This window comes from Achromobacter sp. PD1 (genome assembly GCF_048541815.1).
Classification (GTDB): Bacteria; Pseudomonadota; Gammaproteobacteria; order Burkholderiales; family Burkholderiaceae_B; genus Achromobacter; species Achromobacter bronchisepticus_A.
Map to the genome: position 1 here is coordinate 5886771 of NZ_CP183349.1, position 21555 is coordinate 5908325.

Annotated in this window: 20 protein-coding genes; 8 read left to right on the forward strand and 12 right to left on the reverse strand. The window is 65.2% G+C overall.

The features are described from left to right. The first annotated feature begins 14 nt into the window (after positions 1-14). Genes ACM1PE_RS27695 through ACM1PE_RS27705 form a run of 3 tightly spaced genes read left to right on the forward strand, consistent with a single transcriptional unit; the run spans position 15 to position 5851 of the window. Positions 15-2843 (forward strand): PAS domain-containing protein, encoded by a 2829-nt coding sequence (locus ACM1PE_RS27695; RefSeq protein WP_419341636.1) that lies wholly within the window; start codon positions 15-17, stop codon positions 2841-2843. After that, positions 2801-4489 (forward strand): CHAT domain-containing protein, encoded by a 1689-nt coding sequence (locus ACM1PE_RS27700; protein WP_124260359.1) that lies wholly within the window; start codon positions 2801-2803, stop codon positions 4487-4489. The genes ACM1PE_RS27695 and ACM1PE_RS27700 overlap by 43 nt, the downstream gene beginning before the upstream one ends. Positions 4490-4513: 24 nt before the next feature. Further along, entirely contained in the window at positions 4514-5851 is a 1338-nt protein-coding gene (locus tag ACM1PE_RS27705; RefSeq protein WP_306634905.1) for a hypothetical protein, read from the forward strand. A 15-nt stretch (positions 5852-5866) separates the two neighbouring features. On the opposite strand, the gene ACM1PE_RS27710 is transcribed toward ACM1PE_RS27705, so the two are convergent. Beyond that, positions 5867-6646: a fused MFS/spermidine synthase gene (locus ACM1PE_RS27710; protein WP_419341639.1), complete on the reverse strand. Its 780-nt coding sequence runs from the start codon at positions 6644-6646 to the stop codon at positions 5867-5869. A 158-nt stretch (positions 6647-6804) separates the two neighbouring features. Here ACM1PE_RS27710 and ACM1PE_RS27715 point away from each other — a divergent pair, with 158 nt between their 5' ends. Next, the gene (locus ACM1PE_RS27715; RefSeq protein WP_419341641.1) at positions 6805-7860 is read left to right on the forward strand and encodes a DnaJ domain-containing protein; all 1056 of its coding nucleotides are present in this window, start codon (positions 6805-6807) and stop codon (positions 7858-7860) included. An 18-nt stretch (positions 7861-7878) separates the two neighbouring features. Here ACM1PE_RS27715 and ACM1PE_RS27720 read toward each other — a convergent pair whose 3' ends face one another. The 5 genes from ACM1PE_RS27720 to ACM1PE_RS27740 form a co-directional block, all read right to left on the reverse strand. Then, positions 7879-8298 carry a universal stress protein gene (locus tag ACM1PE_RS27720; RefSeq protein ID WP_419341642.1) on the reverse strand — a complete coding sequence of 140 codons (420 nt, stop codon included), beginning with the start codon at positions 8296-8298 and terminating at the stop codon, positions 7879-7881. A gap of 23 nt (positions 8299-8321) precedes the next feature. Beyond that, entirely contained in the window at positions 8322-9305 is a 984-nt protein-coding gene (locus ACM1PE_RS27725; protein WP_419341644.1) for a TerC family protein, read from the reverse strand. Between the two features lie 169 nt (positions 9306-9474). Next, a complete protein-coding gene (locus ACM1PE_RS27730) occupies positions 9475-10251 on the reverse strand; it encodes an SDR family oxidoreductase (RefSeq protein WP_059376956.1) in 777 nt (258 codons plus the stop codon). A 12-nt stretch (positions 10252-10263) separates the two neighbouring features. After that, positions 10264-11178: a 3-keto-5-aminohexanoate cleavage protein gene (locus ACM1PE_RS27735; RefSeq protein WP_192330587.1), complete on the reverse strand. Its 915-nt coding sequence runs from the start codon at positions 11176-11178 to the stop codon at positions 10264-10266. A gap of 5 nt (positions 11179-11183) precedes the next feature. Next, on the reverse strand, positions 11184-12407 hold the full coding sequence (locus tag ACM1PE_RS27740; protein WP_373429040.1) for an ABC transporter substrate-binding protein: 1224 nt from the start codon (positions 12405-12407) through the stop codon (positions 11184-11186). A gap of 140 nt (positions 12408-12547) precedes the next feature. On the opposite strand from ACM1PE_RS27740, the gene ACM1PE_RS27745 reads away from it, so the two are divergent. Beyond that, the gene (locus tag ACM1PE_RS27745; RefSeq protein ID WP_223283354.1) at positions 12548-13297 is read left to right on the forward strand and encodes a Crp/Fnr family transcriptional regulator; all 750 of its coding nucleotides are present in this window, start codon (positions 12548-12550) and stop codon (positions 13295-13297) included. Between the two features lie 132 nt (positions 13298-13429). Next, the gene (locus ACM1PE_RS27750) at positions 13430-13924 is read left to right on the forward strand and encodes an Ohr family peroxiredoxin (protein WP_419341645.1); all 495 of its coding nucleotides are present in this window, start codon (positions 13430-13432) and stop codon (positions 13922-13924) included. A gap of 58 nt (positions 13925-13982) precedes the next feature. Here the strand turns inward: ACM1PE_RS27750 and ACM1PE_RS27755 are convergent, their stop codons facing one another. Genes ACM1PE_RS27755 through ACM1PE_RS27775 form a run of 5 tightly spaced genes read right to left on the reverse strand, consistent with a single transcriptional unit; the run spans position 13983 to position 18236 of the window. Further along, complete coding sequence (locus ACM1PE_RS27755) at positions 13983-14645, reverse strand: hypothetical protein (RefSeq protein WP_419341646.1); 663 nt, start codon at positions 14643-14645, stop codon at positions 13983-13985. Then, on the reverse strand, positions 14642-15457 hold the full coding sequence (locus tag ACM1PE_RS27760) for an SDR family oxidoreductase (protein WP_059376945.1): 816 nt from the start codon (positions 15455-15457) through the stop codon (positions 14642-14644). Before ACM1PE_RS27760 ends, ACM1PE_RS27755 begins: the two co-directional genes overlap by 4 nt. Further along, the gene (locus ACM1PE_RS27765; protein WP_251878555.1) at positions 15454-16125 is read right to left on the reverse strand and encodes a TenA family transcriptional regulator; all 672 of its coding nucleotides are present in this window, start codon (positions 16123-16125) and stop codon (positions 15454-15456) included. Before ACM1PE_RS27765 ends, ACM1PE_RS27760 begins: the two co-directional genes overlap by 4 nt. A 6-nt stretch (positions 16126-16131) precedes the next feature. Further along, entirely contained in the window at positions 16132-17610 is a 1479-nt protein-coding gene (locus tag ACM1PE_RS27770; protein WP_419341648.1) for an AMP-binding protein, read from the reverse strand. Continuing rightward, positions 17607-18236 carry a thermostable hemolysin gene (locus tag ACM1PE_RS27775; protein ID WP_059376938.1) on the reverse strand — a complete coding sequence of 210 codons (630 nt, stop codon included), beginning with the start codon at positions 18234-18236 and terminating at the stop codon, positions 17607-17609. Before ACM1PE_RS27775 ends, ACM1PE_RS27770 begins: the two co-directional genes overlap by 4 nt. A 126-nt stretch (positions 18237-18362) precedes the next feature. Between ACM1PE_RS27775 and ACM1PE_RS27780 the strand changes: the two genes are divergently transcribed. Together ACM1PE_RS27780 and ACM1PE_RS27785 are read left to right on the forward strand one after the other, a co-directional pair. After that, positions 18363-19034, forward strand: coding sequence for a response regulator (locus ACM1PE_RS27780; protein ID WP_059376936.1), 672 nt, complete (start codon positions 18363-18365; stop codon positions 19032-19034). Then, positions 19031-20401, forward strand: a complete 1371-nt coding sequence (locus ACM1PE_RS27785; RefSeq protein ID WP_419341653.1) for an ATP-binding protein — start codon at positions 19031-19033, stop codon at positions 20399-20401. The genes ACM1PE_RS27780 and ACM1PE_RS27785 overlap by 4 nt, the downstream gene beginning before the upstream one ends. A 17-nt stretch (positions 20402-20418) precedes the next feature. Here the strand turns inward: ACM1PE_RS27785 and ACM1PE_RS27790 are convergent, their stop codons facing one another. Next, positions 20419-21549 carry an MFS transporter gene (locus ACM1PE_RS27790; protein WP_419341654.1) on the reverse strand — a complete coding sequence of 377 codons (1131 nt, stop codon included), beginning with the start codon at positions 21547-21549 and terminating at the stop codon, positions 20419-20421. Positions 21550-21555 lie beyond the last annotated feature (6 nt).

The following is a 21555-nucleotide window of genomic DNA, read 5'->3' on the forward strand; positions in this document are numbered from 1 at the left end:
GGGAGGGCTTGGATATGTTTGAGATTCCTCAGGCACAGACGGATCTGGAGCATGACCAGTACGTGCGCGTACCGGCGTCCGCTTCGATACCGGGCGATCCCGCGGAAATGCTGCGGGTAATGTCGCGAGCGGGCGTGCCTTGCCTGCTGCTCGGCCAGAACGGCGCAATCCTGGACGCCAGCGATGCGCTCGACCCCAGCGTCCAGGAGTTCCGCGGCCGCGACGTCGCCGAAGCCTATGGCCTGGGCACGGCGCTGACGATGGGTAACGGCGCCGTCGACGGCATCTACCAAGCCAGGGACGGCGCGCCGGTGCCCGCGCAACTGGTGCCGCTGTGCAAACTGGAAAGCGGTGAACTCGTGGTGCTGGTCAACGACGGCACGCCCTTCAGGAAAGCCGAGTCGCGCCGCTTCGAACGCACGCCCTATGCCGTGTTCCGCCTGGACCTGGAGGGCGTGGTGCGCTTTGCCAACCGCGAGGCGGCCCGCGCGCTGGGCCAGAAGCTCGACGAGGTCTGCGGCGAGCCTCTGGCCCGCCATTTCCGCAAGAGCGACGCGCCCCGCATCGCCGATGCCATCCGCTGCTGCGCCCGCAATCAGGAAGGCGATTCCATGGTGGCCGTGATCGTCGCCATGCCCGGACGCGACGGCGAAGAGCGGCTATTCCAACTGGTCATGACGCCCGACCCCGCGCCCAACGGCGAGCTGCTGGGCGTGATCGCCATCATCCAGTCGCGGGCGCTGGAGTCCGCCCGCGACGAAATTCGGCGCATCGCGCTGGATCCGGCCATCAGCGGTTGGCGCCTCAAGCTCGATGCCATCCTGGAACAGATCCGTCCACTGGTCCCATTCGAGCACGCCGTGTTCGGCATCTACGACGCGCAGGTGTCGCTGTTCCGCGCGATTGCGGTGCGGCCAGAAGGGGTGGAGCTTTGGCCGGCGCGCTGGATGGAGCTGCCGCCCGCGATCCGGCCTTTCCTGGATTCCGGCCAGACCTGGATCGAGGAGATGGAGCCCTTCGTCAGCGGCCATGACTTCGAGCCGGGCGACGAAATCGTGCGCCGCTATCGCGACATGGGCATGCAAGCCAGCGTCACGCTGCCCGTCACGCGCCAGGGTGGCTATAGCTCTGCGCTGAGCCTGTGTTCGCGCCAGCCGGCGCAGTATGGCCAACGCCACTTGGATATCCTGCGCGCCCTGGATCTGGAGCCGGTGCTGATGCGCTTCGAGAAAGAACGCGACGACGAACGCACCCTCTTCGCCGAGTCCTTGCGCCAGACCATCATGACGGCAGATTCCTTGCGCACGGCGGCGCGGGACATCGTGCCCAGGCTGGCCCAGTTCTTCTCCTGGGACTACGTGGCGCTGTTCCGCGTGAACCGCAAGGAAAGCCGCTACGAGATCGTGACCCAGCACAGCCTGGCGCCCGAATACGCGCTGCCCGACGGCTACCTGCAGCCCATCGAGCGCGGCATGCTGGGCCAGACGCTGCGGCAGCGCCAACTGCTATCCCTGGATGACGTGGGCGACGCCGACGATCCCAGGAACGACTACACGGGTCCGCCGCGTCCCCTGCGCTCGGCCATGACGGTGCCGATCCGCCTGAACGGCCGCATCCGCTGGCTGCTGGACGTGGAGTCCTCGGTATCGCATGCGTTCAAGGGACCCGACGCCGACGACCTGCTGGAGATCATTGCGTCGCTGGAGGAGGGGCTGGACCAGCACCTGCTCAGACAAACCAAACAAAGCCTGATGGCCGAAACCGAACAGGCCGTCGTGTTCGTCGGCCGCGAAGGCTCCATCATCGAGATGAACCGGGTCGCGGCCGACATGCTGGGCGCCGAACCCGGCCGCTGCCTCGAAGGCGAGACGCCGGTGTCGATCACGGCCTTCGCGCTGCCGGACGACCCCGCGGCGCAAGGACTGCTGAGTTCGGAGGCCGGCGTCAGGCGCGAACGCATCGAGCTGCGCGGCGCGGGCGGGCAGCCGCGCTCGGTGCTGGCGACCCGGACGGACCTGGATCCCAGCCTGGACATGTCGATCTGGTTCTTCACCGACATCGCCGACATGAAGTGGGCGCGCGACATGCGCTTTCTGCGCGAAACGGTGGCCGAAATCGCCGAACAGACCCGCAGCCCACTGGCGCTGGCCTGCAGCCTCGCCACGCAGACCGCCTTGCTGCACGAGGACGCGGCGCGCGGCGAGCAGTCCGAAGCCATCCTCGCCAAGGCTCAGAACCTCGGCCAACGCATCGTGGCGGAAATCGGCAAGGTGGACATCACCTTCGAGCGGCTGGCCAGCGCCAACGAAGCGCGCCGGCAGGCTCCACCCGAGCATGCCCGCGTGGCGCTGCACGAACTGCTGACGCGGGTCATCACCGCCTTTCCGCAGCGGGACCAAGGCCGCATCGCGCCTTTGGCCCAGGCGGGCGCGGCGGGCGGACCCATGGTGCATGCCGACGCCGAAGCGTTATCCGCAGCCTTCCGGTCCATTCTGGCCTATCTGCTGCGCTGCCGCTCCGACGACGCCCGCGTGGAAGTCGACATCAGCGACGACCCGGATGGATGCTCGGTACGCCTGGGACTTAGCGCAGAACAAGCCTGGGACACCGACCAGCGCACGCACGCCGTGCCCGACGATGCGCTCCTGAACGCGGAACGCGCGGCCCACGATGGCGCCGGCCTGGGCATCGCCCAGATCGTGCGTACCATGCAGGCCCACGGTGGCATGCTGACGACGGACCCGCCCATGGCCGAATCCGCGGCCCCGCCCTCGCAAGCGTATGAATCCGTTCTGCCGCCGTGGCGTTCGTTCACCCTGCGTTTCCCTTCCCGGTCGGGCTAAAGGAGACTGCGATGGAGCAACCTGCACAGAACAGCAGCTGGATCCTGCTTGCCGGCGGCGACGACGGCGACGAGGAATGCTGGGCCGACCGCATCCAGCAACTGCCCAGGCACGAGCAAAAATACCCGCGAATCAAACCCTTCATCGGTGCGCCGTTCCAGCACGTCTTCGACCTGGGCAACACGCGGCAGGAGATCGAGCGTCATGGGTCGCTGCCGGGCCTGCTGATCATTGACGCCAAGCCCGCGCCCCAAGGCGGAAAAAAGAAGAAGAGCGGCGCGACGGTGGTCGAGGTGCTGGAGTGGCTGGCCGAGCAGGCGCCCGTACCCGTGTTGATCGTAACGGAGGATCCGTCCGAGGCCCTGCAGCGCTGCGCGCTTGAACGGCCCGAAAGGCTTATGTGGAGCAACGAGCCCGGCAAGACGCGCGACGGCAGCACAGCGCTCGCCAGGGCGCTGGACAGCCTGGCGGCCACCACTCAACCCCGCCGGCTGATCATAGAAGTCGCCGAAAAAGCGGTCCGATACCGGCTCCAGTCCGGCCCGCACGAATTCAGGTCGCCGGAACTTCCCTATAAGCGGCAATCCGACATCGATTCGCTGCTGATGCGCGTCGATCAGTTCTCGCCCTATCTTGGCAGCCAAAGAGTGGCCAATTGGCTGGAGTCGCTCAGCGACATGGGAAGGCAGGCGTTTGACGTGATGGTGGCCGACACGGTGGGTCCGCCGATCGCCACGCTGATCCAGCTCGCCCGCGACCAGGAAGGCGTCGTGCCCGCCGATAAACTGGCCTGGGCCGACCTGCGATTCGATTTCAACGTGTCGGACCGCCAGAGCGCGGCCTTCTTCAGCTTGCCCTTCGAACTGAGCTGCAACGCCAGTATCAAGGCCAGTGAGCGGCGCTACCTGTGCCAGCGCATACCCATGGCCCGACGCCTGCACATGGAAGGCATGGACTCCGCCAGCGATCAGGAGGAGACCGTATCCCGGCCGGCCGGCCCCCTGCGCCTGCTTTTCATCGGCGCGAACTTCAGCGGCGTCATCTCGTTCCAACCGGAAGATGGCAGCAACGATATCCCGAGCGTCACGCTGAAACCGCTGACGGCCGTCGCCGAGGAGCTCGCCAACCTGCAAGCCCTGGCCAAGCGTCTGGACGGCCGCCTCGTGGTCGAGGACGTGCCGCCGCTCACCGGCTATGAGCTGCAGGATTACCTGGAAGAAAAGGTGACCGGCGGCGGCTACGACATCCTGCATTACTCGGGCCATTCCCATTCCGTGGGCGACAGCACCATGCTGGTATTGCCGGGCAGCCAGGCCGGCAGGGGCCTGCAATTGTCCATACGCCTGGTCGGCAGCTGGATGAAGGCCGGCAATTGCAAACTGCTGGTGCTGTCTTCATGCAGCGGCGCGTCGGTGCGTACCGCGCTGGAGGTCATGCGGGCCGGCGCCATGGGTGTCCTGGCGTTCCGCTGGCAGGTGGAGGATCAAACCTGCGCCCGCTTCATCAGGCGCTTCTACCTCGCTTATTTCGACCTTGCCAATACCCAAGGATTCGCGGAAGCCTACCGGCGCGCCTGCGCCGGCTCGCACGACGAGGCCAGGGGCTCACCCACCTGGGCCTCCGCGCTGGCGATCGTGCGCGACTGAGACCAGCCACCAGGAGTACACGCCATGACTTCCCTATTCGGCATGCTGCGCAAGATCGGCGACCTGGGTTCGTCCACGGACGGCATGGGCGGCTTGGTGCCGACCGTGCCCGCGGGCCGCAATTACTATGCGGAGATCGATCCGCCGCCCGGCGCCGCGTCCTTGGGCGAGCGTGGATTGAATGGGGAAGCCTTCGTCCCCGGGCAATGCTATTTCAGCGTACGCATGGTCGAGATGCGCCTGACCGATGCCGGCAACTACATCGCCGCTTTCCTGCCTCTGTGCGCCTTCTTCCTGCGCTACACCGAAGCGGGTGCGCAGCGCGAGATTCCCTACGTCGTCGGCTATGAGGCGATCCAGCAGGCGATGGGTGAGACGGCGCCAAAATCGGGCGGGGGCAGGGTGGCTTTCCGAAACGTCTACATCGCCCGCAACGTGCCGTACAACAGCGACGGCCTGGAGATGTTCGCCGCGCTGTGCCGCTTCAGCGACACCGGCCTCACCCGCGGCATACTCGACTTCGTCTCCACCACGGTCAGCATGTTCGGCGGCGTAGTGGGTGGCGCCGTCGTCAAGGCTGGAGAAGGCCTGCTCAAACCGCTGAGCAAGCTCTTCGGCACCGACGGCGCCAGCATCCGCTTCGGCATTTTCGACGGCATGGCGCTGCGCCGCAGCGGCTATCGCGTGTTGGCGGGCGCGGACTCGCAAGACAAGCTGCAGGACCTGCAACTGGTCGACGGCGTGCTGCACCGGCAAAATGGAAACGGCGGCCTGGAGCCCGTAAACGACGTGGACTACCTGGTGCTGGCTTTCGAGCAACGCGCCACGCTGGGGGAGGACATGTTCAGCGCCGCCACGGCCTTGCCGTTCCATCGCAAATGGACCGAAATGACCACCGCGCTGGTGAACAAGAACGCCGCAGCCGCCCGCGCCGCATTTCAATCGTTGGCGGTCGACATCGCCGCCTCGCCGCTGCTGATCGAACGGGACCGCTTCGCGCTGCTGGCGGCCTACGCGAGCGAAAGAGAAAAATGGAAGTCCAGCAGTATCCTGAGATCCGCCAGTGACGACAGCAACATCGCTTCCGCCGTTGCGGACAAGCAAAAGGCCGCAGCCGACAGAAGCAGCGCCATCGCGCAACCGCTGGAGGCAGCCATGGTCCTGCTGGCGACCTCCGCGGTCCGCGACTCCGACTCGACGCAAGCCGCAGCCGAACAAGCCGATGCATCGCTGGCGCAGGCGCTCTCCACACTGCTCGCTACGCTGGAGCCCGACGTGGACGGAAAAGCCGGCACCGCACCCGACGCCCTGTCCGGCGCATCCCGGGAAATGTTGTCGGCGATCCTGGAAGAAAAGCCCTAGCGGCTGGCTAGGCCGCTATCTCAGCACCAGCGTCGCGCCGATCACCTTCATCGTCGGCATCAACTGGCGCCAGGCGTCCTTGGGCATGGACGCCGGCCGACGCAGCTCGGCTGCGGCGGGATCGTCCAGCAGATCGCCCTTGCAGGCGAACACGATGCTGTTGGTCATGTCGTCATCCACCACCTCGAACATGGACGAACCGAACGAGGCGCGCACCCGGTCCATGTATTCGTGATGATCCGGGTGATTGACGTGGAAGTTGATCACCAGGATGCCGTTCTCGCGCAGGGCGCGGAAACAATCGGCGTAGAACTCCGCCGAGCACAGCGGACCCGGAATCCCGCCGATACCGAACCCGTCCAGCAGGATCACGTCCGCATGGTCCGACAGGCCCCGCATATGGTCGGCCGCGTCGGCCTGGAGCACGCGGAACCTGTCGTCGTCGCGCGGCACCATGAAGGCTTCGCGCAGGGCAATGACTGCCGGATCGATTTCCACCACGTCGATAGCGCTGTCCGCCAGATAGCGATGGCAGAACTTGGGCAGCGAGCCGCCGCCCAGACCCACCATCAGAATGCGGGCGGGTGCCGGATTGAAAAGCACGAAGCCCATCATCATCCGCGTGTACTCCAGCTCGAGCGCATCGGGGTTGAGGGTGGACATGCTGCTCTGGATTTCCTGCTGCGTGAAATGCAGGGTGCGGCGAGTACCCGAGTTCTGGACAAAGGGCCGCGGAAGTGCCGCTTGCGGCTCAGCGGGCGAGAAGTCTGAGGAGGTTTGGGCGTCGTCGGGCATGAAACGGGGTGGCGTGCAGGAAAATGGGAAAGATACCATTGCGCCGTGCACCCACCCGGCGATGTAGTCTCTTTGGCTGATACCGACGCCCATGATTGCAGCGTAAGCTCGCCGTGCAGGAAGCTGAGCGCCCGGCTTCGGAACGCGGACCCAAGGCAATGGCTGGCTTACATACCCATTACGACACGCTCCAAGTTTCGGAAAACGCCAGCGATGAAGTCATCCGCGGCGCATACCGTTATCTCTCGCAAAAGTGGCATCCGGACAAGAATCCTGACAAGCCCGAGGAAGCAAAGCGCGTCATGGCGCGCCTGAACGAGGCCTACGCAGTGCTTTCCGATCCGAAACGGCGTCAAGAGCATGACGCGTGGATTGCCGAGCAACGCGCCGCTGGCGCGCCCGGCGGCAACGGCAGCGGGACGAACGGGAAAGCACCGCCCGATTCCGGATCCACCGATACCCTGCGCGACTATTACGCCACCGAAATCGCCAAGGGACGCAATTTCTGGATATGGCCGCTGGCCTTCATCGGTTGCGCCATAGCGTTGGGCTTGGCCGCCAACCTCGTTCCATCGCTGGCCAGCCTGCTGATGAAATACCGCTACCTCACCCTGCTGCTGCTGCTGGCCGGGGCATCCGCGGTGACGACCTCGGCCAGGAAAAAACACCGCGATCAACTGCTGCAACAGCACGAGACGCGGATTCTGGAGCAGCGGTACACGGAGCACATGCGGCAGAAGACCGTGCGGCAGGTGGTCATAGGCGTCTCGGCCGTATTGGCAATCGGCGGCCTGCTAGCCTATTACGGCATGGGCTGGAATGAACGGCAAGACCAGCTCCAGGCCGCCAAGCCGGACAGCAAGAAGCCTGCGCCGGCCAAGCCCGCATCCCTCCAGATCGAGAACGCCTGCGGCCGCGACTTGAGATTCGCGGTGCACTATCTACCCGACGGAGGCGAATGGCGCACCGAAGGCTGGTGGAACGTGGAAGCCAACAGTTCCACCGGCCTGCGGGGCGACCTGGGATTGATCGAATCCACCAATACCATCTTCTACTACTACGCCGAATCGCTGGACCGGAAAATAGTCTGGCAGGGCCGCGACGACGACGAGACCGACGCGACCTATGCGTTCAAGGGGCGCAACTATCGCTTCGACCGGGTTCGCCTGGCCCGCGGCGCCGATGGCAGCTATCAGCTCAAGCTCACCTGCTAGCGCATCGGCCGCCGATGCTCAGACCAGCAGCACCGGACAAGGCGCGTGAGCAATAACCCGCGAGCAAACCGACCCCAGCAATGCGTCCAGGAACGGCGCCCGATGGTGCGACCCCATCACGATGGCCGTGGCGCCCACCTTGATCGCATGCGCCACGATCTTGTCCGGCGTGTGGCCGGTAAGCTCGTGGCACTCGAAACCAACCTGGCCCGCGCGCAGGATTTCGACCACGGACTTCATTGCCTTGTCGCTCTCTTCGTGGTGCCAGGCGTCGATGTCGGCCTGGCCGATGAAGGCTTTGACATCGCCCGTCACGTCCGGCTCGCAATGCAATACGTGCACCGTGAAGTCCCGGTTCAGCAAAGGGCCCTCAACCAGATAGCGCGCCGCGGTATCGCTATGGCTGGACCCATCGGTGGCAAGAATGATCGTGTTCATGACAGATCTCCGGTTCGTGGACTTCATCCCTTATGGCGCGCGGCCCTGGCCGCGGCCCGTCTGGGCAGGATCTGGCTGGCGCCCACGGATGCCAGCAGGATAAGGCCTACCGCCCCTAGCGACCACTGCACCGGCACATGGAACCATGGCGCGGCCAGCATCTTGCCGCCGATGATGATGAGCACCGCGGCAAGTCCGTGCTTGAGGTAGCGGAAACGCTCGCGCATGTCGGCCAGCAGGAAGTACAGCGCCCGCAGGCCCATGATGGCGAAGATATTGGAGGTGAAGACCAGGAACGGGTCGGTGGTGACGGCGAAGATGGCGGGAATGCTGTCCACCGCGAACACCACGTCGCTCGCCTCTATCATCAACAGCACGACGAACATGGGCGTGGCATGCCGCAGGCCGCCGATGCGCACGAAGAACGACTCGCCGTGATAGTCCTTGGTGATGCGCATGGACGAGCGCAACAGGCGCACCAGCGGATTGCGGGCAATGTCCGGCTGATGGTCCGCCCGGGCCAGCATCCTGGCGCCGGTCGCCACCAGCAACACGCCGAACACATAGAACAGCCAGTCGAACTTCGACAGCAGCCAAACGCCCGCCAGGATCATGCCGACTCGCATCACGATGGCGCCCAGCACGCCGTACAGCAGCACCCGGCGCTGCAATTCCAGCGGCACCGCAAAGTAGCCGAAGATGAGCGAGAACACGAACATATTGTCCACGGACAGGGACAGTTCGATCAGGTAGCCGGTGTAGAACTCCAACGTCTTGCGGTGCGCAATGTCGCGCCCCAGGGTGGCATCCAGATACCACCACAACAGAGCGCCGAACAACGCCGCCAGCGCCATCCAGACGCCCACCCAGAACAAGGCTTCACGGGGCCGCACGCGGTGCGCATGCCGGCCGCCCAGCACATACAGATCCAGCGCCAGCACGACCAGCACAAAGGCTACGAACCCCGCCCACATCGGCATGGTGGCAAAGGTCTCGACCTGATTCATCAGGACCTCCCGCCGTCGCTGCAAAGCCGCTATGCGACGGCCATCGGTACACAGTGCATGTACGAATCCAGTCTAGAACTTCCAGATGCGCCGAACAATTCGCCTGGGTCGAACTGATGCTCAGGTTTTTTGGAACCGTCGCGGCGCGTGGAGCACCGGCATCGGCAACTCAGCCCAGATACTCCACGTTGCCGCAAACGGAAATGCTCTGGCCGCTGATGATGGCGCCTTCGTCCGAACACAGGTAGGCCACCTGATTGGCCACGTCCTGCGGGCTGGTCATGCGGCGCAACGACACCTTGTCCACAAGCTGCTCGCGCATCGCGTCGTTGCTCACGCCACCAGCCGCGGCGCGGGCGGCTATGACCCGTTCAACGCGGTCGCCCGACACCACGCCCGGCAGCACGGAATTGACGCGGATGTTCGAAGGCCCCAGCTCCATGGCCCAGGTCTGCGTCAGGCCGGCCAGGCCGAACTTGCTGGCGCTATAGGGCGTGCGCAGCGAAAAGCCCAGCCTGCCCGCGACGGACGAGATGTTGACGATGGACCCGCCGCCTGCCGCGCGCAGCAACGGCACGGCGCTGCGTGCGCACAGGAAGGTTCCCGTCAGATTGACATCCAGCGTGCGCTGCCAGGCGTCCAGCGTGGTTTCCTCCAGCCGGTTGGTCGGGCCGGCCACGCCGGCATTGTTGACCAGCGCGTCGAGCTTGCCCCATTTCTTCGCCAGTTCGCCGAACATGGCCTGGACTTGCGCCTCGCTGGATACGTCCGTCACGCTGACGCCCAGGCGCGGATGCGCGGCGGCAGCGGCCTTGCACGCCGCTTCGTCCACGTCGCAGACGTGCACCTCGGCGCCCGCCTCCAGAAACCTGCGCGCGATCGCCAGGCCTATTCCTTGTGCGCCCGCGGTGACGAGGACGCGTTTTCCTTGCAGTGAATTGCTCATGGCGTTTCCTGTTCAGAGCGCAAACTCGGGACGGATGCCGCTTTTGAGCGGCAGTCCCAGGATCTCGCGCGCCTCCGCGGGCGTGGCGGGCTCCATGTCCATTTCACGGATGATGCGCACGATGCGTTCGGTCAGCTGGACGTTGGTAGCCAGTTCGCCGTGGCGGTAGTACAGGTTGTCCTCCAGGCCGACCCGCGCATGGCCGCCCAGCAGCAGAGCGGCCATGTTGGCCTCCAGCTGCGCGGGGCCGATGCCGCTGACGCAGAAGATGCTGTTCCTGGGCAGCAGGTCCACCATCATCTGCAAATGCCGCACCGAGAATGGCATGGCGTTCTGGAAGTTGCGATGCACGTTCATGACCAGGTTGATGAAATGCGGCCCTTCGTCCAGTCCCTCTTCGATCAGCGTCGTGGCGTCCTGGAGGATGTGCGTGGGGCTGAAGACCTCCCATTCGGGCTTGATGCCGCGCGCCTGCATGCCAGCGGCCAGTTCGCGGGCCTTGGTGAGCGGCGTGTTCATCAGGTATTCGCGGTCGCCGAACGCCAGGTTCAAGGTCGTGGCGTCCAGCGTGCACATCTCGGCGCCGGCGTCCATGCCCTTGAGCCGTTCTTCCCAAAGGATCTCCCACGTTCCCGGAGAGGTTTCCTTGACCATGTCGCCATGCACGCCGCCGCCGGTCGAATTGTTCAGCACGATGTCGCAGCGGTCGCGGATGAGCCGGTTCATCTGCCGGTACACCGAAGCGTCGCAAGTCGCCTGGTCGTCGGGACGGCGCGCATGCAGCGCCACCACGCTGGCGCCCGCGTTATAGCAGCGGTACACGTCCTCCGCGATCTCCAGCGGCTGCGTGGGCAGGTGCGGATTCTGGCTCTTGAATGCCATGCCCCCGGTCGGGGCGATGGTCACGATGACTTTGCGTTTGCTCATGAGGTTCACTTCCAGAGCGCGCAGCGGCTCTCTTCCTTGGTGGTGAAGGCCTGGTTGCCGTCGATGGTCTGCACGACGTTGAAGTAGTCCCAGGGTTCCTTGGACTGTTCCGGCGTCTTGACCTGCAGCAAGTACATGTCGTGCACGACGCGCCCGTCCGGCCGCACTACGCCGTTCTTGATGTAGACGTCGTTCAGCTTGTTCTCGCGCAGATAGGCCAGCACGCGGTCGGCGTCATCCGTACCCGTGGCCTTGACCGCGCGCAGGTATTGCAGCGCCGCGGAGTAATCGGCCGCCTGCAGCGAGGAGGGCATGGCCTTGCGCTTTTCAAAGAAGGCGCGAGCCCAGGCGCGGGTCTCGTCCGATGCGTTCCAGTACCAGCTGTCCGTCAGATACATGCCTTGCGAGGCGGGCAGCCCCATGGCGTGGATGTCGTTGATGAACATGATCAGGCCGGCCAGGCGCATCGTCTTGGTGATGCCGAACTCATTGGCGGCCTTGATCGAGTTGGTGGCGTCCGCGCCGGCGTTCGCCAGGGCCAGGATCTCCGCCTTGCTGCTTTGCGCCTGCAGCAGGAACGAAGAAAAGTCGCTGGCCGATAGCGGATGCTTGACCGATCCGACCACCGTGCCGCCGCCGGCCTGGACCACCTTGGTAGTGTCCGCCTGCAGCGCGTGGCCAAAGGCATAATCGGCCGTCAGGAAGTACCAGCTCTTGCCGCCCGCCTTGACCACGGCCGCGCCCGTTCCGCGCGCCTGCGCCACGGTATCGTAGGCGTAGTTCAGCGTGTAGGGCGTGCATTGTTCGTTGGTCAGCGCCGGGGCGCCCGCGCCCACCACGATGATGGGCCGCTTCTTGTCGGCCGCAACCTTGGACATGGCCAATGCCGTGCTGGAATTGGTGCCGCCGATCAGCATGTCCAGGCCCATCTGGTCGAACCATTCCCGTGCCTTGGCCGAGGCGATGTCCGCCTTGTTCTGATGGTCGGCCGTCAGCAGTTCGATCTTCTTGCCGTTGATCTCGCCGCCCATCTCCTGGATCGCCATCTTGATGGCCTCGGCGCCGCCCGGGCCGTCCGGCCCCGAGTACACGCCCGACATGTCGGTGATGAAGCCGATTCGAATAACATCGTCTGAAATCTGCGCCTGGGCCGCAGGGGCGTGCAGCAGCGTCACGGCCAGGCCGCAGGCCAGGGCGCTGCGGGACATCATGCCTTGCATGGGCAACATGCTTGTCTCCTCTTGTGGGTTTTGGCGTCTGGGACCTCGGCTATTCTGGTGCCGGCCCCAGACCGCGGACAGTCATCATGGTGACAAAGCACCCTAGGGTTTACCTGAGCGGCACCACAACGGCTACGAAGGAGGCACACATGGGCGAACGGCTTGCCGACGCCGGCGACGAACCCCTGAGCGCGCGGCGGCGGCGCACGCAAGGGGCGGTGGACAAGATGCTCGACGTCGTCCCTTGGTACAAGGGCTTGCCGGAACTCGAACGCGACCTGATCCGCGCGGAATTGCGCGTCGTGACGCTGGCCGCGGGCCAGTTCCTGTTCCGCGCGGGCAGCCGCTCGCCGGGATGGTACGGCGTGGTGCAGGGGCTGGTGAAATGGTCCTCGCCGGGCGCGGACGGCAAGTCCCTGTCTCTGGCCGGCTTCAGCACCGGCAGCTGGTTCGGCGAAGCCACCATGATCCGCCGCGAGCGGTTCGAGTACGAGGTGGTCGCGCTGCGGCCCAGCCAGATCGTGATTCTGCCGCGCGAAACCTGTGAACGTCTCTGGAACAACAACATCGAGTTCACCAAGGCGCTGATGATGCATCTCGCGCAACGCGTGGACTGGCTGATGAGCAGCTTCACGTCCAACGTGCTGCTCGACGTCGACACCACGGTGGCGCGCGCCGTCGCCGCGCAGTTCAATGCGGAGAGGCATTCCGGCACCAACGGACGCCTGAAGGTTTCCCAGGAAGAAATCGCCGGCCTGTGCGGCATTTCGCGGCAACGCTGCAATGCAGCGCTTGCGAGGCTAGCTCGCGCGGGCGTGCTGGAAACCTACTATGGCGGGCTGGCTATCCTTGACGTGGACGAGTTGCACCGGCTTGCCAATATCAAGAAGAGCGCCTAGGAAGCCGGCGCTGACGGTACAAGAAAAGATGCCGGTCAGAACAGAAATTCTGTCTTTTCGCCCATAGGGGACAACTTTATAGTTGCCGCGGAAAAAACAGCAAACCGCATATCCGCACTTGAGGAGTCCCCCATGAAAGCCCCGTCCGCGCCCTCTGTTTCGCTCCTGGAACCCTATGTCGGCACAGAGGACCTGCCCCTGTACACGACCACCGTGTCCGTGACTGCCGGCGTTTCCGGACACGGCAGATCGTCGGGCCGCGCGATCTCCAACGACGGCGAACTGGAACTCGAACTCAGGTTGCCCAAGGAGCTTGGCGGCAACGGCGGCGGCACCAATCCCGAGCAATTATTCGCGGCCGGCTTTGCCGCTTGCTTTCATGGCGCCATGAAGCTGGTCGCCATGAAGAACGGTGTCCCGCTGCCGGCGGATTTCGCCATTCACTGCACCACCACTTTCGCCCGCGAAGCGTTTGACGGCCTGTTCTGCATCAAGGCCAGGCTGGAGATTTCCTTGCCCGGACTGCCGAAGGACCTCGCCTTGGCGCTGGTCCACGAGACGGAATCGATCTGCCCGTATTCGAAGATGGCGGACCAGGGGATCGCGTCGTCGGTGCATCTGACTTGATCATGGCCAGCGCCCGCCCCGCGCACTGATTACCCGCCTCCGGAGCTGGAACCCCGCCTCAGCCACGAACTTTCTTGAGCAGGGCCTCGGCCTCTTGCCTGCGCCCCCGATCGGCGAGCTCGCGCCCAGGGCGCGCGGGCGCACGCAACGCCTTCTCCAGATATGGGGCCGCCTCCGCATTGCGGTTCCGGTAAACCAGATAATCCGCATATAAATAGTTGGGATCTATGCCATCCGGATTGATCGCAAGCGCCTGCTGCAACAACGCCTCGGCCTTCTTATTGTCCCCAAAGCCGACCGGCCAGCCAGGAACCTTGTAGTACAGCACACCGAGGCTGTTGAGCGCGGACCCGCTTAGCGCGTTGCTGTCGATCTGGATCGCGGTCTCGTATTCGGCCTTGGCCTGCTTCGCGATGCCAAGCGCGCCCAGCCCGCCCTTGGCCCCAGCCCAGGAACTCAGGATGATGCCTTCCCAGATGTGAGGCTCGGCGCGGTTGTTGTACTTCGCGGTCACGGCATGCGCCTTCTGCGCCAGGGCTTCGAAGCCGGTCTCCCGCTTCGCTTCTGGCGTCTGGTATTGAATCTCCGCCCACTCCTTCTGCAAGGCGCCGATGGCGTTGTCCATGTCGGCCGGCTCCGCTTGGGCTGCGGGAAGAAAGGAATATGCGCTCATGGCAAGCATGGCCGATGAAGCGTAACGCAGGAAAGCTCTGCGGATCATGATGAGACTCCTGATTGCGGCGGCGGCGGCCTCAAGGCGCGCCGATGCTTGGTGAATGCGCCGTCGAGCAGGCGCGGAAAGAGTGCGTTGAGCCGGACCGCCAGGGCTTCGAACAGGCCGGCGTAGCGCTGGGCCGTCTCCGCTTCCAGCATGCGCAGCACGGCACGGGCGACCGCCTCCGGGCTGTCCGTCGGCGATCCGGTCGCCTGGTTGAAGGCGATGACGTCAGCCGCATTGAAGGGTGTATCGATGGCGCGCGGGGCGTAATACTGGACACGCACGGGAGAGTCCGCGAGTTCGCGTCTCAGGGATTCCGTATAGACACGCAGGGCTGCCTTGGACGCGCCGTACGCCGCAAAGCCGGGAACGCCCAGGCTGCCCAGCACGGAGCCTATGTTCAAGACCTGAGCGCGCGGCTGGCCAAGCAGCACGGGCAGCAGGCTGGCGGTCAATAGCATGGGCGCGATGGCGTTTGTATCGAAGATCTGCTGGGTCTGCTCAGGGTCCATCGCGCCCGCCGCGCCAAACCCCGCGACCGCCGCGTTGTTGATGAGCACGTTGGCGCGACGCGCCGCGGCGGCATCCGCAATCGCCGCCCGCCCTTCCTGCGTGGTGATATCCACCACGAGGGCGTCTACCGCGCTGCGGTCATGAGCATCCAGGCTCAATGACTTGGCCAGTTCCAGCGTGGGACCGGCGCGCCTTCCGACCAGCAACACGCGCGCTCCTTCGGCGCGCAACATGCGTGCGATGGCGCTGCCCAACCCGCCGGCAGCTCCCGTAAGCACGACCGAGGCCTGATTGATCTTCATGCCGGCACGCTCCCGGCCGCGGCTCGCGGCAGTCCGCGGAAGATCGCACCGTACAAGCGGTAGAACATATGCGCCGCATGGATGACGGCCGCCTGATCGTCGGGATGCTCCAGCCGATTCATCAATTCGGCGAAATGTGCGGTGTGCTCCTGATCAAGCGTGCCATGCGAGCGCAGATAGCTGAAGGCCGTTCCGGGCAGGCCCAACGCCTGCTGGATCCGGTCCGCAGCGTTCAGAGCCAGCGCGACGCTCGTTCCCTCCAGTACGTGGACCATGCCGAAGAAGCCCACCGGGTTGTTCCGCATGATGGTGTCGTAGGCGTAGGCCACCATGATTTCCGTATCCGGGCCAGGGCCCGCGCACTTGATCGCCTCGGCGTCCGCACCCGCCGCGCGCAGGTCGTTCAGTATCCATTCGTCATGGCCGGTTTCCTCCTCGATGTATTCCTCCAGCGCCGCGTCCATCCATGCCAGGCGGCCCGGCATGCGGGTGCGGCACGCGTGCATCAAGGGCACCGTGTGCCGCACATGGTGATAGGCCTCGGCCAGGAAGCGGATGTATGAAGGCAGCGCGACCTCGCCGCGCAGACAGTCCTGGATGATGGGCGCCTGGACCAGCGCTTCCCGGCTGCCCCGCGTTGCGTCCACGAGAGAATCGAAAAATGGCATTTTGGTTTACACCCGAGAAAAGGGCCGGACGCTTTGGAACAGGTCCGGATGCTGTTGAAGAATCGCGCTTCGGCGGGGCCGTCCGTTGGCGGTAGCCATGCCCCCGTCCACCGAGAACTCGGCGCGCGCCTGAAGCCAGCGGCCAATGCGGGCGTAGTCGGGCAGCCGCTGGTTGGCCCGCGCTATGGCCGCGTCGATGGCCGCCGCCGAAGCCATGCCCTGGGGCCAGATCACGGCGCCCAGCTCGGCTTCGCCATCGCCGTACACGACTGCGTGGCGGATCTCGGGCTGATTGCCCAGTTCGATCTCGACCCACTCCGGCGAAACGTTGCGGCCGAAGCCCGTGATGAGAACGTTCTTTTTGCGGCCTTCTACATGCAGGTACCCTGCGGGATCCAGGCGACCAAGATCGCCAGTCGGCCACCAATCGCCGGCCGTCGCCGGAACGCCGAGATAGCCAAGAAACGGCGTCCCGGCGATCTCGATCTCGCCGTCTTCGGCGATGCGGACTCGCGCATGCGGCAATGGCCGGCCCGCCGAGCCCGGCAAATCCGCGCCCGGCAAGTTCAGCGTCTGCACGGAAGCGGCTTCAGACAGGCCATATCCTTCGTAGGCGGGAAGACCAAGCCTGCGCGCCTGCTCCAGCAATGGCGCACCCACCGCGGCGCCGCCCACAGCCATCAGGCGCAGCTGCGGTGGCGCAGGCGCCCGGGTCGCTGCCAGCCAGGCGGCGTAGGCGCGCAGCATCTGCGGCAGCACGATCACGCTATTGGCCTCGGACGCCGTCAGCGCCGCGTGAAATCGCCCGGGATCGAATTGGGAAGATCCCTGCAGCCCGACCTCCGCCAACGGCGATACGTGGATACACGCGCCTTCCAGCAGGGGCGCGTAGACGCCGGCGATGTTCTCCAGCAACACGGGCAAAGGCAAGGCAGTGAGATGGCTGCCGATGCCGATTCCGCGCGTGGCGTCGGCCAGGCCATGCGCGACATCCAGCATCTGGGCGCTGCCCAGACATACGCCCTTGGGCTGCCCGGTGGAGCCAGACGTGAACGTGATCTTGGATGTGCCAGCCGGCAAGGGAATCGCCGGAAAAGGCAGCAGCCTGACCGCCAGGCCGCCGAGCTGGGTGACTTCGGACACATCCATGTCGGAGCTTGCTTGCGCATGCCGGCTGGCCGGCGTCAGCAGCAGGCTGGCGCCGGCCGCGCTCATCGCGGCCTGCCGCTGCTCCGGCGTGAAGAACAACGGCAATGGCAAGTGCACGGCGCCCATCGCCAGGCACGCCAGATCGGCAACGATCCAATCCGCGCCGTTGTCCAACAGCGTCGCGACTACCCGCGGGCCATATGCAGAGAGCGCGTCCGCGCAAACCCGCACCCGCTCCGACAGTTCTGCATAGGTCAATGCCACCGATGAACGCAAGGCAGGTTGCAAGCGACGGTCGCCGCGCGTCAACGACGCAAGAAATTCCTGACCGGTCATGATTGAGACTCGCCGAATCGATTCAGAATAAGGCTCAGGCGCCCGGCAAATACCTGAGGATCATGTTCGTAGTAGTTGCCCCAGTCGCGCCGTTCGCCAGGATCCAGCCGCGCGGGCGTGGCGGCGGCCAGGGGCTGATGAGCCAGACCCATGCGCGAGAACAGGTGGTGCAGTTCGGAGGTCAGGGTGCTGACCGCCCATTCGAAGCCCTGCTGGTGCAGATGCAGTGCCAAATGGGGCACCAGCAGCCGTCCCGCGCCCGGCCGGACGGCGGCGAACTGGCCCGTCTCGACGATGTGGCGACGGGCCACGGACAAGTCGCGCTGACGCAGGTACTGCTCCACCGGCGCCGAAAGATAGCGCTCCAGATACAGGGTTTCAGCCGCGCCGCGAAAACCTGCCGCGGCGAGGATCTGGCCTTCGGCCTGCAGGCTGACCAAGGTCGGCATCCAGTGCTTCAGGCGAGCGCCAAAACGCTGCCGGTAGCGCAGGTAGATATAGGATTCGACACAGCCGCGCTGCGGGTCGTCGTAGGGATGCACGAACAATGCCGGGCGGGGCCGCGCGAGCGGAGCCGTGTAAGGCCAATCGGTCGACTGTGGCGAGGCCTTGCGCTGCGGCGTCATGATTTCTGGTCGGTCCATTTGAAGCGCTTGCTTTAACGATGGCCGCAGCGTACGGGCCGAACCTTAACTCCAAATTAACCGCGCCTCGGTGGTAATCTCATCCAAGCCATTAGTAGGAGTTCTTGAATGCGAATTCTTATCGTCGAAGATGACCCGCTGATAGGCGATGGCCTCAAGAACGGCCTGCGGCTGCTGGGGTACGCGGTGGATTGGTTCGTCAGCGGTCAAGAGGGCGACCATGCCCTGCGCGCCGTGCACTACGATGCGGTGGTGCTGGATCTTGGTCTGCCATCCGAAGACGGGGTGACGTTGCTGACACGTTGGCGCCAAGCCGGAATCGACGTCCCCGTGGTCATACTGACCGCGCGCGACGCCGTCGAAAGCCGGATAGGCGGACTCGACGCTGGCGCGGACGACTACCTGATCAAACCCATCACGCTGGATGAACTGGCCGCCCGTCTGCGCGCCGTCACGCGCCGGCTGGCGGGCAAGCCCGAACCCGTATGGCGCCATGGGGACCTGGAGTATCAGCCGGCCTCGCATGAAGCGCGGTGGAAGGGACTGGCGGTGGATCTGACCGTACGCGAAGCACAGCTACTGGAGCTATTCCTGACGCATCCCAGCCGGGTGCTGACGCGCGATTTCATCCGCGACAAGCTCTACGACTGGGACTCCGACCTGGAAAGCAATGCCCTCGAGGTTCATGTGCATCATCTGCGCAAGAAGATCCATCCCAAGCTGATCCGTACGCTGAGAGGCGCTGGCTACGCGCTGGGTCAGGTGGAGACCGAGGCATGACGCTGCAGCGCAGGCTGATCATTGCCGTGCTGCTGGCCGCTCCCCTGGCATGGCTGCTGACCATTGCAGGCACCTACTGGCGCGCCGCACACGAAATCAACGAGCTCTACGACACCGACATGCTGCGTCTGGCTGAGCAGACGCTTGCGGTCGCGGCCCTGCTTCCCCCCGGCGCCAGCATTCCCGGCCCGCTTCAAGCACCCCATCCGCCGAACTCTGGAGACGCCAGCGGCAAAGACCTGTCCGTGGCGATATGGCGCGACGCAGGCGCGCCGCTTGTACTGGATGCCGAAGCGCTCCAATTCCCGCGCGACCAGTCCCAGGAGGGCTTTGTCGACAGTACGGTCAACGGCGTGCCATGGCGGATTTATTACCTCGCCAGCGACGACAAGACAACGCGCGTCGCGGTGGGCCAGCGCGTCGGTGAGCGCGAAGATCTCATGGTCGCCTACATCGCAAGCCAGATCGCTCCCTGGCTGATCGGACTGCCTGTACTCATCGCGATGCTCATTCTTTCCGTGCGCCGCGCTCTGCGGCCCGTGCGCATGCTGTCCCAGGCCTTGGAGAATCGCCGTCCCGATGACGGCACGCCGCTGTCCGAGTCTGCCGCGCCGGCGGAACTCAAAATTCTCGTGCAAGCCATGAATGACTTGCTGGCACGAGTCGCCAGTCTTATCGAACAGGAACGCCGCCTTACCACGGACGCCGCCCATGAATTGCGCACGCCCCTCGCCGCCTTGCGCGCGCAGTGGGAAGTGGCGCAGCGCGCGCAGGACGCAACGCTGCGAGCGGATGCCCAACGCAGCGTGGGTGCGGGGCTGGACCGCCTGGACCGGCTGGTAGCTCAGTTGTTGACGCTGGCGCGGCTTGACAGCAACGGCCCTTCGGGTTTTGACGACGCCGTCAACTGGAGCCTGGTGGCCGAGCAGGCGGTCGGTGACTGCCTCTGGATCGCAAACCGGCGCGACATCGAGATCGATATCGAATGGCCGGACGGAAAGGAAAACGCGCTTCCGACGGCCGGCAGCAACAATGCGCTGGCCATCATGCTGAAGAATCTGCTGGATAACGCCGTGCGCTATGGCCCGCGGCATACACGCGTGCGTCTGACGCTTGGCGCCCGCGCCATCCTCATCGATGATGCTGGCGCGGGCATCGCGCCCGAGGTCCTGCCACGGCTGGGCGACCGGTTCGTGCGCGCCGCCGGCAATGAAGAATCCGGCAGCGGCCTGGGCGTATCGATCGCGCGCCGCATCGCACACAATCATGGTCTGATGGTGCGCTATGACATGCGCGGCGCGGCTGCCGACTTTCCCGCCGGCCTGCGTGTTTCGATCCTGCGCCGTGAGAGCACCCAATCGACATGAGGCGCAGGAGCCCCGCCTCAAGCGCCGGGGCGCCATTTCACGTGCACGGCGGCCGCCAACAGGGCACAGCAGCCCAACAATAGATCCAGCCTTTGCCCCAGCCCCGCAAGAACCAACGAGGCCCCCAGCAGGTTGTAGTAGATCAGGCTCAGGATCGCGCCAGCCGTCCCCGCGGCGCAGGCATAGGCGCGCAAGGCATGGGCCAGGATGTTGGGTATCGCGATCGCGTAGGCCGCTGCAATCACGGCCATGCCGATGAGAAACGCCGAACTCCCGATAAACGCGGCAACCAGCGCCGCGCCTGGCGCCATCAGACCAATACCCAGCAGCACGAGGCGTTCGGACGCATACCCCCGCCGCAGCAGCGCCGTGTTCAGGAACGCGCCGCACAGCGACGCCGCGGCCAGCGCCAACCCGCTTTCGCCGAACCCCAACCACGCATCCTGCAAGCGGGCGAAAAGGAATGGACCCAGCTGGTAATAGCCGAAAATCGCCAGGTTGAAAATGGCGATCAGCGCCGCGCTGCGCCAGATCGCCCGGTCTTGCAGCATGGCGCGCAGCGTCGGCCAGAAGGGCGCCGCGGCATGTGACTGCGGCCGGGTTTCCGGCCACAGCAACGCGCTGGCCCCAAGCAGCGCGACGGCGAGCAGAACCAGCGCGAGAAAGACGCCCTGGAGCCCGCCGGCCGCCGCGATCTCCTGCCCGGCATACATGCCGACCGCAGGGCTCGCGGCCAACGCCATTCCCAGAATGGAGAAGACCCGGGCCAGCGTCGGACCCTGATAGCTATCCCGCAGCGCCGTCTGCGTTACGATTGAGCCCGCGGCCGCGCCGAAGGCGCAGATCAATCTGGCTGCGAGCAACTGCGTGAAATCGCCCGCTGCCATGGCCCAGCCCGCGCCCAGCGCATATAGCGCCAGCCCTGCCAGCAGCGCCGGCCGGCGGCCCCGGGAATCACATAGACGACCCCAGACCACCACGCCGAAGGCAAAGGCCACGAACCAGAGCGAGAGCGTCTGCGCAGCTTCCTCTGGCGTGGCCCGATAGGCAGTTGCGATCAACGGCAAGGCGGGGCTGTACATCGTCTCGACGATCTGCGGAAAACTCAGCAGCGGAATGACGAGCAGAAGAGGCGGACGGCGGGACATGGCGGT

Coding starts and splice junctions, on each gene's coding strand:
- ACM1PE_RS27695 (WP_419341636.1), top strand. CDS start 15: ATGTTTGAGATTCCTCAGGCACAGACGGATCTGGAGCATGACCAGTAC.
- ACM1PE_RS27705 (WP_306634905.1), top strand. CDS start 4,514: ATGACTTCCCTATTCGGCATGCTGCGCAAGATCGGCGACCTGGGTTCG.
- ACM1PE_RS27710 (WP_419341639.1), bottom strand. CDS start 6,646: ATGCCCGACGACGCCCAAACCTCCTCAGACTTCTCGCCCGCTGAGCCG.
- ACM1PE_RS27715 (WP_419341641.1), top strand. CDS start 6,805: ATGGCTGGCTTACATACCCATTACGACACGCTCCAAGTTTCGGAAAAC.
- ACM1PE_RS27720 (WP_419341642.1), bottom strand. CDS start 8,298: ATGAACACGATCATTCTTGCCACCGATGGGTCCAGCCATAGCGATACC.
- ACM1PE_RS27725 (WP_419341644.1), bottom strand. CDS start 9,305: ATGAATCAGGTCGAGACCTTTGCCACCATGCCGATGTGGGCGGGGTTC.
- ACM1PE_RS27730 (WP_059376956.1), bottom strand. CDS start 10,251: ATGAGCAATTCACTGCAAGGAAAACGCGTCCTCGTCACCGCGGGCGCA.
- ACM1PE_RS27735 (WP_192330587.1), bottom strand. CDS start 11,178: ATGAGCAAACGCAAAGTCATCGTGACCATCGCCCCGACCGGGGGCATG.
- ACM1PE_RS27740 (WP_373429040.1), bottom strand. CDS start 12,407: ATGTTGCCCATGCAAGGCATGATGTCCCGCAGCGCCCTGGCCTGCGGC.
- ACM1PE_RS27745 (WP_223283354.1), top strand. CDS start 12,548: ATGGGCGAACGGCTTGCCGACGCCGGCGACGAACCCCTGAGCGCGCGG.
- ACM1PE_RS27750 (WP_419341645.1), top strand. CDS start 13,430: ATGAAAGCCCCGTCCGCGCCCTCTGTTTCGCTCCTGGAACCCTATGTC.
- ACM1PE_RS27755 (WP_419341646.1), bottom strand. CDS start 14,645: ATGATCCGCAGAGCTTTCCTGCGTTACGCTTCATCGGCCATGCTTGCC.
- ACM1PE_RS27760 (WP_059376945.1), bottom strand. CDS start 15,457: ATGAAGATCAATCAGGCCTCGGTCGTGCTTACGGGAGCTGCCGGCGGG.
- ACM1PE_RS27765 (WP_251878555.1), bottom strand. CDS start 16,125: ATGCCATTTTTCGATTCTCTCGTGGACGCAACGCGGGGCAGCCGGGAA.
- ACM1PE_RS27770 (WP_419341648.1), bottom strand. CDS start 17,610: ATGACCGGTCAGGAATTTCTTGCGTCGTTGACGCGCGGCGACCGTCGC.
- ACM1PE_RS27775 (WP_059376938.1), bottom strand. CDS start 18,236: ATGACGCCGCAGCGCAAGGCCTCGCCACAGTCGACCGATTGGCCTTAC.
- ACM1PE_RS27780 (WP_059376936.1), top strand. CDS start 18,363: ATGCGAATTCTTATCGTCGAAGATGACCCGCTGATAGGCGATGGCCTC.
- ACM1PE_RS27785 (WP_419341653.1), top strand. CDS start 19,031: ATGACGCTGCAGCGCAGGCTGATCATTGCCGTGCTGCTGGCCGCTCCC.
- ACM1PE_RS27790 (WP_419341654.1), bottom strand. CDS start 21,549: ATGTCCCGCCGTCCGCCTCTTCTGCTCGTCATTCCGCTGCTGAGTTTT.